Genomic DNA, 11,666 nt, shown 5'->3' on the forward strand with positions numbered 1-11,666 from the left:
AGCCTACGGGCCCGGGGCCCGCTCAGTTGCCGCGGTGGTGGATCTCCTCCAGCACCGTGGCGCCCAGCTCGCGGATGATCAGCTCCTGACCGGAGAACGCCTCCTCGTTGAGGTCCGGGTCGTCCTCCTCCGGGATGTCGTCCTCCGGGGCCACCGACTGCACCGGACGGGCCTGCGGCACCGCCGCGGGCGGCGGGGCCTGGACCGGCGCGGGGGCCTGCGCCTGGGGCTGGGGCTGCACCGGGGCGGGGGCCTGCCGGACCGGCGCCGGGGTCGGCGCGGGGGCGGGGGCGGCCATCGGCGGCGCGGCGGCCGCCGGACGGGCCGGGGCCCCCCAGCCGCCACCGGCGGGAGCGGCGCTCGGGGCCGCGCCGGCACCGCCGGACGGGTCGACGATGCACTCGATCCGCCAGTCCACGCCCAGCGCGTCGGCCAGCGCCTGGCGCAGCACGTCGTCGCTGTTGCTGCCGACGAAGCTGTCCCGGGCGCCGGCGTTGATGAACGACACCTGGAGCACGCTGCCGTCGAACCCGGCCACCTGGCCGTTCTGGCTGAGCAGGATCCAGGTGAAGCGGCGGCGGTTCTTCACCGCCTCCAGGATCTGCGGCCACAGCTGCCGGACCTGCGCGGCGCCCTGCTGCGCGGCCGCGGACGGCTGACCGCCGGGGGCGGCCACTGCGGGGGCGGGCGTGGGCACGGGGGCCGGTGCCGGTGCCGCGACGGGCGCGGGTGCCGGGGCGGCCTGCGGCTGCGACGTGGGAGAGGCGGCGGGGGCCGGAGCGCCTCCCGCGGGCGGGAAGCTGCGCGGGATCGGCCAGGCGCCCGGCGCGGGCCCGGCGGGGGCCGAGGGCGGCGGGGCCTGCACGGGGGCGGGCTGCACGGGAGCGGCCACCGGCGGCGCGACGACCTGGGCCACCGGAGCCGGGGCCGCGACGGGCGCGGGCGGCTCCATCGACGGGACGCCCATCGGAGCGCCCATCGGAGCGGCCGCGGGAGCCATCGGCGCCACTCCCGCCGCGGCGGCGAACCCGCCGGCCGCCGCCCGCCGCTCCAGCTTGTCCAGACGCGCCTGCAGCGACAGCTCGTCGCTGTACGCGCCCGGCAGCATCACCCGGGCGCAGATCAGCTCCAGCTGCAGCCGGGGCGCCGCGTTGCCGCGCATCTCGGTCAGCCCGGTGTTGACGATGTCCGCCGCCCGGCTCAGCTCGGCCGCACCGAACGCGTCCGCCTGCGCCTGCATCACCGCGACCCGGTCCGCCGGGGCGTCGATCAGCCCCTTCTCGCCCGCGTCCGGCACCGTGGCGAGGATCACCAGGTCGCGCAGCCGCTCCAGCAGGTCGGTGACGAAGCGGCGCGGGTCGTGCCCGCCCTCGACCACCCGGTCGATCACCTGGAACACCGTCGCGCCGTCGTGCGCGGCGAAGGCGTCCACCACCTCGTCCAGCAGCGCGGAGTCCGTGTACCCGAGCAGCGCGGTCGCCATCTGGTAGGTGACGCCGTCGTCCCCGGCACCGGCCAGCAGCTGGTCCATGACCGACATCGAGTCACGCACCGAGCCGGCGCCGGCCCGTACCACCAGCGGGAACACCGGGTCCTCGACCTGGATGTCCTCGCGGCGGCAGACGTCCGCCAGGTAGTCGCGCAGCGTGCCGGGCGGGACCAGCCGGAACGGGTAGTGGTGGGTACGGGACCGGATCGTCCCGATCACCTTCTCCGGCTCGGTGGTCGCGAAGATGAACTTGAGGTGCTCCGGCGGCTCCTCGACCACCTTGAGCAGCGCGTTGAACCCGGCCGAGGTCACCATGTGCGCCTCGTCCAGGATGAAGATCTTGTACCGGCTGTGCACCGGCGCGAAGAAGGCCCGCTCGCGCAGCTCGCGCGCGTCGTCCACACCACCGTGCGAGGCCGCGTCGATCTCGATCACGTCGATCGAGCCGGGCCCGCCGGTCGCGAGGTCCCGACAGGACTGGCACTCCCCGCAGGGCGTCGGCGTCGGCCCCTGCTCACAGTTCAGACAGCGGGCCAGGATGCGCGCGCTCGTCGTCTTGCCACAGCCGCGCGGCCCGCTGAACAGGTACGCGTGGTTGACCCTGTTGTTGCGCAGGGCCTGCTGGAGCGGAGCGGTCACGTGCTCCTGCCCGATGACCTCCGCGAAGGTCTCGGGGCGGTAGCGGCGGTACAGGGCTAGGGACACACCACCGACGATATCGGGACGGACAGACAAACGCGTCGCCCCTTCACCCCCGGGCCCCCACTTCGCCCGAACCCGCACGGCCCGGGGAACGCAAAGACCCCCCGTGCACCCGCCAGAGCCCTCCTACCCTTGCTGCCTTCCGGCCCTGGGGGGGTTCAGAGAGATGACGCCACACGAGGGGCTGACACCCACAGTACCGGATCCCGGCCCCGACGATCCACAGGCCACCCCCACCTCCGGCCTACGGGATAGCTGGTCGCGAGCACCCCAAAACATGTACTAAGCTCTCCCACGGAGGATTCGCCTAGAGGCCTAGGGCGCACGCTTGGAAAGCGTGTTGGGAGCAATCCCTCACGAGTTCGAATCTCGTATCCTCCGCCTTTGCCTACCAAGGCAGTTGAAGGTCCCGACCGGGTTTCCGGTCGGGGCCTTCTTCGTGTCGTGGTCTCAGTTTTGGTCTCAGTTGGGATTCTGGGCCTCAGGCGGCGTCTTCGCCGGGCTCCTCTGGGCCAGATCCGACGTCGCCCCACAGAGCCGCGCCGATCTTCTTGCCGACGTCGTTCAGCATCGGCTCGGTGACGTGCTGGTAGCGCTGGGCCATCGAGGTCGAGGACCAGCCCATGATCGCCATCACGATCCGCTCCGGCACGCCGAGCAGGAGGAGCACGGTCGAGGCGGTGTGGCGAGCATCGTGCAGACGCCCGTCGCGGATGCCGGCCTCGCGCAGGAGCCGCTTCCAGTGGTGGTAATCGGTGCTGGGGTTGAGCGGCTCGCCGGTCTCCGAGGTGAAGACGTAGCCCTTGTCCGTCCAGAGGTCGCGGGCGAGGGCCCGCTCGCGGTCCTGCTCCTCCTTGTGCAGCCGGAGGATCGCGACGAGCTGCTCGGGCAGCGGCACCGCGCGTCGCCCGGCTCGGGACTTGGTGTCCTTGGTCTCGCGTCGGATCGGCTCCTTCTTCGGGCAGAAGCCGGGCTTGCGCCCGCAGCGGTCGCCGCAGCCGTGCCGGTACTTGGGCCGCAGTCGGCCGCGCTTGACCCAGGCGACGCCTCGGGCGAAGTCGACGTCCTTCCACTGGAGCCCGAGCACCTCGCCCTGACGCAGACCGAGGGCGAGCGCGAAGATCCAGCGAGCGGAGTTGCGGCGCTCGCGCGCCGTGTCCATGAGCGTCTGGACCTCCTCGATCTCGAACGGCTCGACCTCATCTTCTTCGAGCTTCGGGGCCTTGGCGATCGTGGCCACGTTGCGGGTGAGATGTTGGCGCCGAACCGCCTCGCCGAGGGCTACCCGGACCGTGCGGTGGGCCTGGTGGGCAGTACCGGCGGCGCTGCCGCTGGCCTGCATCTTCTTGTAGAAGCGCTCCAGGTGCTCGGGCTCCAGCTTCTCCAGGCGGTGCGCGCCGAGGCCGGGAACGAGGTGCACGCGGACAGCGACCTCGTATCCGGCGTACGTGTTCTCGCCGACAGTGCCCGGCACGATCTCCTTGATCCAGTGGGTCAGCCACTTGCCGACCGTCCACTTCTGGCCGGCCTTGGGCACGGCGCCGTCGTCGCGCAGCTTCTCCAGCTTGCGGACCTTGGCCGTGACCTCGGGGCGGGTCTTGGCGCTGACGTGGCGGCGGTCGGGAGTGCCGTCGTCCTTGACGCCGACCGTGACGCGACCGTGCCAGCGGCCGTCGCTGCCCTGGTAGATCGAGGAGTCGCCGTTGGGCTTGCGGGTGTTCGTCATTCGGTTTCCCCCGCTCAGGCCGCGAGCGCGACGGTCGAAGGGGCAGCCTGCGTACGGGCGGCCACGTACTCCTTGAGCGCCTCGGCGGGCACTCGGCGGAGACGGCCGATCGTCACGGACGGGACTTCGCCGGAGGCGACCAGGGCGTACATGGTCGTCCGGCCGACGCCGAGACGACGGGCGGCTTCCTCCACGGTGAGGGCGACGAGCGTCGGGTCCGGCACCTCTGTGCCGCAGCTGGCGACGAGGGCAAGGAGCTGGTGCTCCGTGAGGCCGATTGCGCCGGCAAGGCGCGCGAGAGACAGGGGCGTTTCAGGCATAGGTGTTCCTCCCAGCGGCGCGGGGCAACGCGCCGCCGTGGCGACTGTTGGGATGGGCGGTGGATTGGCGGGTTGCCGGGCGGCCCTCGACGTTCGTAGCGCCGGGGGTCGGGCAGCGGGATAGGTGGTGGGCGGGTCGGGCACACTACGGCGGTCTCGGCTCGGAACCTAAAACGATCTCGGTCGCATGGGCCGGGTCGAGCGTTTTAGGTCGCGAGCCGGGTCGCGGCGATGATGCTCCGCGAGGCCATCGATCCCCGAGCTGGCGCGGCCCCCAGCGTTCGTAGCGCCGAGGGTCGGGCAGCGGGGTGGTGGGCGGGACGGGCACACTACGGCGGCCCCGGCCGGAAACGAAAAAAGATCTTGGGCGCGTGCGCCAGTCCGACCTTTTTAGGTTTCCGGCCGGATCGCGGCAATGATGCCCAGGCGGCGAGCCGGGCGGGCTCGCTTACCGGTCAGCCGAGGGGTCCTTGCGGAGCGGGTCCCACTGAGAGTTGGGGGCCGGGTACCACGTGGGCTCGCCACCGGAGGGCCCGAGGTCGACACCTTGGGCTTCGAGCCGTTCGGCGATCTCCTCGTACGTGCGCAGGGCCTCGTCGTACCGGGCCTTGGCGGCCTGTTCGAGGTCGTGGGCGGTTCTCCACTCCTGCTCGGCCTTCTCGACGGCGAAGCCTGCTTCCTGCAGCTCGTAGTCCGGTTCGTCCGGGCCGGCCACGGCTTCGGTCATGAAGTTCGCTGGCGGGACGCTGAGTGCCTTGGCCAGGCCGATCACCTCGTCGAAGCGGACCGGGCGGGTTCCGTTCTCGATCTTGGCGACCTGAGTCTGGTGGAACTTGAAGCCGAGCCGGGTCATGCGTTCGGCCACGTCCTCCTGGGAGAGGCGGGCGGCCTTGCGCAAGACCTTCAGGTTGTGGGCCACGAGGGCCTCGCCCTCCAGGGCCTTGTACCGATGCACCATGGGGTTGACCATACCAACCTCCTTCCGATTGCGAGCAGGCGCGACGCGACGACAGGAGCGACTTTAGCAGCATGAAATGCCCAACCGCCAAGCGGTTGAGCAGGCCTTCACAGTATCTCCACGAATCAGTCCGGCCAGCGCGAATGCCGAGAGAGGTTGAGATAGCCATGCGCAAATCGCTTGACAGTGGCCCGGCATCCCGCTACGTTCGACCATGACAGCATGAAATGACCAACCGAGAGGAGGTTAAGCCGGGCCGGGCGCCAGCCCGAATGCCCCCAGGAAAACGCGAAGCCCCCGGCGCTACGAACACCGGGGGCTGATCGAAAACCTCGCCACCGCCCATCCCAGGACAGTCGACCTACGGCGGACCGGGTTGCCCCCCGGAGCCGCCGAGTGAGGATCTCCATGACCGAGGTTACTGCCTCCCAGCCCCACGCCACACCCCTCGCAGCGGACAAGCCCGCTGTCGCATGGCCGCCCGTGGCCAAGGCCGGCGAGCCCGGCACCTACCTGCCCGCCCAGCAGGCCCTCGCGTCCACAGCCTGTGGACGCGAGGCCGAGGCGGCGCCTGCCGAGCCCACCGTCCCGGACGGGACCGACCTGATGCCCGACACCGAGGCGACCGAGGGCGCCGACCTGCTCGCGCAGCTGAGGGCCCAGATCGCGAAGTTCGTGATCCTTCCCTCCGACCAGGCCCTGGACGCCACCACGTTGTGGGTCGCGGCGACCCACCTGCAGTGCTCGTGGCAGCACGCCCCGCGCCTGGCCGTGGTCGGCCCGGCCAAGCGCTGCGGCAAGTCCCGCCTGCTCGACGTGCTCGCCGAGACGGTCCATCAGCCGATGCTGACGGTGAACTCTTCTCCGGCCGCCATCTTCCGCACGATCAGCGAGGAGCCGCCCACCCTGCTGGTGGACGAGGCGGACACGATCTTCGGCAGTCCAAAGGCGGCGGAGAAGAACGAGGAGATGCGCGGCCTGCTCAACGCCGGGCACCAGCGCGACCGCTACGTGCTGCGGGTGGTCGGCAACGACCACACCCCGCGCAAGTTCCCCACCTTCGCCATGGCGGCCATCGCCGGCATCGGCGACCTCCCCGACACGATCATGGACCGCTCGATCGTGATCCGCATGCGCCGCCGAGCCGAGGGCGAGCGCGTCGCCCCGTACCGCACCCAGCGGGACCGGCCCGCCCTGCATGCGATTCGCGACAAGATCGCCCGCTGGGCGGCACCGCTCGCTGACCGGGCCTTGCGCCTGGAGCCCGCCATGCCGGTCGAGGACCGCGCCGCCGACACCTGGGAACCGCTGGTGATCATCGCCGACCTCGCCGGAGGCCCCTGGCCCCGCCTGGCCCGCCAGGCGTGCAAGCGCATGGTCGACGCCGAGGTCCAGACCGAGGAGGACAACCCCGGCGGCGCGCGGATCCTCGCGGACATCCGGCGGATCTTCCACGCTGCCGGTGAGCCGGACAGCATCGCCACCGACCAGCTGCTGTTCAACCTCAACGGCGACCCCGAGGCCCCCTGGGCCGAGACTAGCCGAGGCGGGCTGACCCCGCGCGGCCTCGGTGCGATGCTCCGCGAGTTCGGCATCTCCTCCGGCAACGTCCGCATGCCCGATGGAACCCAGCGCAAGGGCTACCTGCGCAACAAGTTCCTCGACGCCTGGCGGCGCTACTGCCCCGCAGTCCACCCCGTGAACGCCACCGCAGCGGGCAGCAGAGGCTGACCACCCTCCCCGAAATGCCGTCCCTGCCGTCCCAGCCGTAACACCGCAGGTCACAGCACCTGCCGCCAAGACGGAACGGCACCCCAAGACGGCAACGCCATCCGCACCAAGACGGATCAGGCCCACGCCAAGACGGCAGCGTCTACTCCCACCAGCGGCCCGCCGCCGCCCCCGTCCGGGGCGCGAGCGGCGGGCCCTGGCCGGGACGGGAAACACATCCGTCTTGTGCCGTCCCAGCCGTCCCTGCCGTAAAACCGCAGGTCAAAGGCCATGCCTCCGGGACGGATACGAGCCCCAAGACGGATACCGCACCGTCCCGAACCCGAACTCCGCCGTGTCCACGGCACCACCCGGGCAGCCGAGCCCGCCCCGGCCCAGAGACCGTCCCGCAGCACCAAGACGGCAAGACGGCAAAGACGGCAATTCCACAAACCACCACCGCCCGACCCGCGAGGACCACCTTCCGCATGACCGCCACCACCCCAACGCGGCGTCTGCCCCGCCCGGACGCCGTCCTCATACAGGCCGCCATCGCAGGCGCCCTGTCCTTCGCCCACCTCCACGACATCGCTGAAGCCGCCGGACAACACGGCTGGAAAGCCTGGGCCTACCCCGTCTCGGTCGACCTGCTGCTCGTCGCCGCCTGGCACCGCATGCGAACCCTGCGCACCACCGGACACCCCGCCGGCACCGCCTGGACCTGGTTCGCCATCGCCCTGACCGCCTCCCTCGGCGCCAACGTCGCCACCGCCGGACTCCTCGACCTCGCCCACGTCCCCGCCTGGCTACGGATCCTCGTCGCCGGATGGCCCGCCCTCGCCTTCTTCGGCGGCACCCTCCTCGCCCACAACACCACCGCGACCGCGACCGCCATCGACCCGAAGCGCGCCGAGGGCGAACTCCCGCTCCGCGAAAACCCCGAGCCTGCACCGGCAACCGAGTCCGCACCGGTGACGGACGCGGAGCAGTACGACCTACCCGCCGACGAACCGGTGCTCGAGCCCGACCACGACCTCCGGCCCGACAGCCGGAAACCGGTGGTGGGCACCAAGCGCACCGGCCGCAAGCCCGCCGCCTCGATGGACGAGCTGGCCGAGATCGTCCGGCCCGCCGTCCAGGAGCATGGCCCCACCCAGGCCGTGATCAGGACAGTCCTGCGCGAAGCCGGCATACCCATCGCCAGCGACCGCCTCGGCAAGCTGACCCAGCGCTTCAAGGACGAACAGGCCAGCCAGCAGGCCGACGCGCAAGCCAGCGCCTCGGCGGCCTGACGCCCCCGCCGCTCGCCCGAGCACCGGCCCGCTTCCGGACCGGGCGAGCGGCCCCTCACCGACGCTGACCGACGTTCACCGGAACTCCCCCAGCGCCCATCCGGAGACCCCGGAAGTCCTGAACCGGCGACGTCTACACCGGAACTCCGGCACCGCCAAACCCCTCTTCCGCCGGACCATCACCCCGCATCCGGCGAACACCCCACCAACCGACAACCACCTGCCGTCACAGAAGAACCGGAAGATCCCCGTGCCCGACCAGCAGCACTACCTCGCCCCTGCTTCTGTCACGCCCGAGCAGGAAGCACAGCCCCGCGGAACCGGTAGCGACAAGCCCGGACGTGGTGGCGTATTCGCCCGCGTCAAGCAGGCCCTGCCCTGGACCAGCCACGGTCACGACGACGACGGAGCAAGCTGGGGCAAAGTCCACAACGCCGTTGGCGCCGCGGACTTTGCGCTTGACCCCGCCCCAGGGGTGGCGGGGCAGGACCGGCGCGAGGGCGCGCCGGACCAGGAGGTCGCGACCGAGGGCGGCCACGACCAGGACCAGCTTCCCGAGCACGATGCCGAGCCGCGCAACGACATCGACGCCGAGCGTGCCGACGCCGCCGACCGCGTCGTGCGTGAAGCGCCGACCGTCACCGCCGCCGAGTTCATCCATGAGCGCGTTCCGGTTCTCGACCGCTTCGTACTTCCGGTGGACGACACCTCGCTTCCGCTGGCGGTGCGGATGTACCGGCCGCGTTCCGGAACCAAGCGCGATGACCAGGTGACCTGCTCGGTGGAACCGGCCGAGAAGGAGCTGCTCGACTTCGTCGCCAAGAAGCTCAAGCGCTCGCGCTCCTCCTTCCTGGCGGATTCCGCCATGAGCGTGGCCCTGGCGTACCTGAGGACCGGCCGCCGCGACGCCTTCGTCCCCATGCCCGACTACGAGGCCGTCACGCTCCTCACCGAAGCGGTCGGTACCCACCAGCGGGCGATCGACCGGGCCGGCAACAACCTCAACCAGCTCATGGTCGAGATCTACCGGGGCGAGATCCCGGAGCGCGCCATGGAGACCCTGGACGCCCTTCACGCCTGCGCGATCGAGGCCCGTCACGCCTACCAGCGCGTCCTGCCGGGAGGCCGCCGTGGTGCCTGACGTCTCCACCGGCTCGCGCACCCGCGGTCTGCTCTCCTATCTCTTCGGCCCCGGCCGGCGCGACGAGCACACAGACCCGCACATCGTCGCCGCGTTCGCCATGCCCGGCCTGCCCGACCCCGGCCGAGCGCCCCTCGACCAGCACCACGCCCTCCTCGACGAGCTCGCCGACTACCTCGACCAACCCGTGCGCGCACGCGAGAGGCGCGTCGGCACGAAGGTGCCGCAGCACGTGTGGCACTGCCCCGTCCGCACCGCGCCAGGCGACCGGTACCTCACCGACGCCGAGTGGGCCGAGGTCGCCCGCCGCATCGTCCACGCCACTGGCATCGCCCCCGATGGCGACGACAAGGGCTGCCGGTGGATCGCCGTACGCCACGCCGACGACCACATCCACATCATGGCCACCAGCGTCCGCGAGGACGGCCGCCGCCCCCGCAACAAGCGCGACGGCCAACGCGCCCAGGCCGAGTGCCGCAAGATCGAGAAGGAACTCGGCCTGCGCCAGCTCAAATCCGGCGACCACACCGCCGCCCCGATGCCCACCAGCGCCGAGCAGGCCAAGGCCCAGCGCACCGGCCACCAGCAGACCGCCAAGGAGTGGCTGCAGGAACAGGCCCAAGCCGTCGCCGCCGCCGTCCGCGACGAGCAGGAGTACTTCTCCACCCTCACCGCCCTCGGCATCGAGGTCCGCTACCGCATCGGACCCGAGAGCGGCGACGTCATCGGCTACAGCCTCGCCCGCCCTGGCGACGTCAACGCCCAAGGCGAACCCGTCTACTTCGGCGGCTCCAAGCTCTCCCCCGACCTGTCCATCAACCGCCTGCGCGAACGTCTCGCCGCCCAGCAGCCCACCACGCCCGCACGGGGCGCGGTCGAACCGGACCGCTGGCGACAGGCCGAGACCACCCTGCGGGAGACCGCCCGCTTCGCCTTCCAGGACCAACACCACCCCGACGTGCCCGACGTCGACGCGTTCGACACCGTCGTCCAGGCCCAGGCCGCCGCTTTCGGCGAACTCCTCCACACCGCCGCCCTCACCGCACCCGCCCACACCCGCGCCGAACTGCGAGCCGCCGCAACCGCGTTCAACCGCGCCACCCGATCCAAGGTCCGTGCCGAACACCAGCAGGCCGCAGCCCTCCGCACCGCCGCCAAGCAACTCCTGCACACCGCCGGCTCCGGCGAGGACGGCGCCACCGCCGCCGCCCTGCTGTCCACCGCCGTTTTCGTCGTGATCGCCATTGCCCGCTGGCACCAGACCCGAGGCCACCAGCAGCAAGCCCACGCCGCCCAGCAGTCCCTCGTCCACCTGCGAACCGCCTACCGGCAGACGGCCGAGCCGGTCATCGCCGACCTCACCCGCCGCACCCCCACCCCCAAGACCACCGACCGCCTCGCCGCCCAGGTCCACGCCGCCGTCCCCGACCACGCCCAGCGCATCCTCGCCGACCCGTCCTGGCCTGCCCTGGCCACCGCGCTCGCCCAGGCCGAATCCTCCGGCCAACCACCCCGCCAAGCCCTCACCGAGGCCGCCCAGCAACGGGAGCTCACCACCGCCGACCGACCCGCCGAAGTCCTCCTCTGGCGCCTGCGCAACGCCACCAGCGACCGCATCGACCAGCGCACCCAGGCCGCACGCGCCCGCACCGGCAGCCGCACCACCCCGACACCCGCACCCACAACACCCGCTGTGCCGACCGGCACCAGGGCCGCCAACGACCCCACCCGCCGACGCTGACCCCGACCGGAAACACCCGATGCCTCGAGCCCCGCCCACCCAGCCACAGGAACGCCCGTGCGCACAGATGTCGTTTCAATGTCTTCTTCGGCGGCCGGGAACCATCCCGGCCGCCGTGCGTCTTGTGTGCTTGCCAACCGTCACCCGCCATCGAAGGGCACCACTTGACCAACCCCAGCACCGACCACGACGGCCACCACAGAGCCGTCATCCGTGCCGTCCCCCACGCCGGCGAACTCGACGCCCGGGGCATCCCCATCACCTGCCCGAACTGCCGTGCCCGCCGGGACTGGCTCCTCCTCAACGTCCGCCACCAGGTCTTCGTCCGCTGCCGCTGCGCGGCCGAATGGCACGAGCCCGACCTCACCCGCGCCTACTTCGACCTGCACTTCACCGCTCCCGAACACGAGTGGGACGAGTGGGACGACTACAACACCGCCATGCGGGCACTCGCCTTCGACGGCCTGCTCGCCGGCACCACCTGGGACTAGACCCAACGCCGTGTAGATAGAGCCTGCGGGTTCCGGTCACGGGTCTGGTGTCGTCAGGATGTCGATGCTGATGGTGGCCTTGTAGCTGGTCCGGTC

The 11,666-nt window shown here is 71.5% G+C and carries 9 protein-coding genes, 1 tRNA gene and 1 other RNA gene; 6 read left to right on the forward strand and 5 right to left on the reverse strand.

What is annotated here, in order from left to right; translation table 11 throughout:
• Nucleotides 1-22: 22 nt before the first annotated feature.
• Both ACGF12_RS32215 and ffs read right to left on the reverse strand, forming a co-directional pair.
• Nucleotides 23-2,194 carry a DNA polymerase III subunit gamma and tau gene (locus ACGF12_RS32215; protein WP_393037974.1) on the reverse strand — a complete coding sequence of 724 codons (2,172 nt, stop codon included), beginning with the start codon at nucleotides 2,192-2,194 and terminating at the stop codon, nucleotides 23-25.
• Between the two features lie 92 nt (nucleotides 2,195-2,286).
• An RNA gene (gene ffs / locus ACGF12_RS32220) (signal recognition particle sRNA small type) lies at nucleotides 2,287-2,377 on the reverse strand.
• Between the two features lie 110 nt (nucleotides 2,378-2,487).
• Here ffs and ACGF12_RS32225 point away from each other — a divergent pair.
• Nucleotides 2,488-2,572: transfer RNA gene (locus ACGF12_RS32225), tRNA-Ser, on the forward strand.
• A gap of 100 nt (nucleotides 2,573-2,672) precedes the next feature.
• On the opposite strand, the gene ACGF12_RS32230 is transcribed toward ACGF12_RS32225, so the two are convergent.
• The 3 genes from ACGF12_RS32230 to ACGF12_RS32240 form a co-directional block, all read right to left on the reverse strand.
• Entirely contained in the window at nucleotides 2,673-3,917 is a 1,245-nt protein-coding gene (locus tag ACGF12_RS32230; RefSeq protein ID WP_393037977.1) for a tyrosine-type recombinase/integrase, read from the reverse strand.
• Between the two features lie 14 nt (nucleotides 3,918-3,931).
• The gene (locus ACGF12_RS32235) at nucleotides 3,932-4,237 is read right to left on the reverse strand and encodes a helix-turn-helix domain-containing protein (RefSeq protein ID WP_380390158.1); all 306 of its coding nucleotides are present in this window, start codon (nucleotides 4,235-4,237) and stop codon (nucleotides 3,932-3,934) included.
• A gap of 448 nt (nucleotides 4,238-4,685) precedes the next feature.
• On the reverse strand, nucleotides 4,686-5,207 hold the full coding sequence (locus ACGF12_RS32240; protein WP_393037980.1) for a helix-turn-helix domain-containing protein: 522 nt from the start codon (nucleotides 5,205-5,207) through the stop codon (nucleotides 4,686-4,688).
• Nucleotides 5,208-5,801: 594 nt separating this feature from the next.
• Between ACGF12_RS32240 and ACGF12_RS32245 the strand changes: the two genes are divergently transcribed.
• The 5 genes from ACGF12_RS32245 to ACGF12_RS32265 all read left to right on the forward strand — a co-directional run bounded on the left by ACGF12_RS32245 (nucleotide 5,802) and on the right by ACGF12_RS32265 (nucleotide 11,570).
• Nucleotides 5,802-6,926, forward strand: coding sequence for a DUF3631 domain-containing protein (locus tag ACGF12_RS32245; protein ID WP_393037997.1), 1,125 nt, complete (start codon nucleotides 5,802-5,804; stop codon nucleotides 6,924-6,926).
• Nucleotides 6,927-7,393: 467 nt separating this feature from the next.
• Entirely contained in the window at nucleotides 7,394-8,197 is an 804-nt protein-coding gene (locus ACGF12_RS32250) for a DUF2637 domain-containing protein (protein WP_393037983.1), read from the forward strand.
• A gap of 250 nt (nucleotides 8,198-8,447) precedes the next feature.
• Entirely contained in the window at nucleotides 8,448-9,338 is an 891-nt protein-coding gene (locus ACGF12_RS32255; RefSeq protein WP_393037985.1) for a hypothetical protein, read from the forward strand.
• Complete coding sequence (locus ACGF12_RS32260) at nucleotides 9,328-11,079, forward strand: relaxase/mobilization nuclease domain-containing protein (protein ID WP_393037988.1); 1,752 nt, start codon at nucleotides 9,328-9,330, stop codon at nucleotides 11,077-11,079. Before ACGF12_RS32255 ends, ACGF12_RS32260 begins: the two co-directional genes overlap by 11 nt.
• A 164-nt stretch (nucleotides 11,080-11,243) precedes the next feature.
• Nucleotides 11,244-11,570: a hypothetical protein gene (locus ACGF12_RS32265; protein ID WP_393037991.1), complete on the forward strand. Its 327-nt coding sequence runs from the start codon at nucleotides 11,244-11,246 to the stop codon at nucleotides 11,568-11,570.
• Nucleotides 11,571-11,666: the final 96 nt, after the last annotated feature.

Source organism: Kitasatospora sp. NPDC048296, from assembly GCF_043201815.1.
Lineage (GTDB): Bacteria > Actinomycetota > Actinomycetes > Streptomycetales > Streptomycetaceae > Kitasatospora.

Coding starts and splice junctions, on each gene's coding strand:
- ACGF12_RS32235 (WP_380390158.1), bottom strand. CDS start 4,237: ATGCCTGAAACGCCCCTGTCTCTCGCGCGCCTTGCCGGCGCAATCGGC.
- ACGF12_RS32250 (WP_393037983.1), top strand. CDS start 7,394: ATGACCGCCACCACCCCAACGCGGCGTCTGCCCCGCCCGGACGCCGTC.
- ACGF12_RS32245 (WP_393037997.1), top strand. CDS start 5,802: ATGCCCGACACCGAGGCGACCGAGGGCGCCGACCTGCTCGCGCAGCTG.
- ACGF12_RS32230 (WP_393037977.1), bottom strand. CDS start 3,917: ATGACGAACACCCGCAAGCCCAACGGCGACTCCTCGATCTACCAGGGC.
- ACGF12_RS32240 (WP_393037980.1), bottom strand. CDS start 5,207: ATGGTCAACCCCATGGTGCATCGGTACAAGGCCCTGGAGGGCGAGGCC.